The organism is Streptomyces sp. P17 (assembly GCF_032436805.1).
Lineage (GTDB): Bacteria > Actinomycetota > Actinomycetes > Streptomycetales > Streptomycetaceae > Streptomyces.
This window is the reverse complement of record NZ_JAVRBF010001337.1, coordinates 1-245: the sequence shown is the minus strand read 5'-3', so window position 1 is coordinate 245 and position 245 is coordinate 1. Positions and strand designations below refer to the sequence as shown.

Genomic DNA, 245 nt, shown 5'->3' with positions numbered 1-245 from the left:
CCCTGACACCTGAAGGCATGGGCACGAAAGCCCTTGCGGACGCTATGGGTCACGTCATTCTTTGGGCCTGCGAGGGCCTGCAAGGGCTTGCAGCGGTGAGGCGCAGCCGGCTCGAGCGAACCGCTGAAAAGGAAGGGGGGGGATTGTCGCGACTGCTGCTGGAGATGGACGAAGGCTTTTTGCGGAGGATCACTCAGTGCGTTGCGGCTGTGTCGTTTCCAGGTGGGTAAGCACGTTGACGAGGC

At 62.0% G+C, this 245-nt stretch carries 1 protein-coding gene; it reads left to right on the top strand.

Annotation, left to right across the window (positions count from 1 at the left end; translation table 11 throughout):
* A partial coding sequence (locus RMT89_RS44895; RefSeq protein WP_315889509.1) for a hypothetical protein occupies positions 1 to 230 on the top strand: 230 nt, incomplete at its 5' end.
* Positions 231 to 245 lie beyond the last annotated feature (15 nt).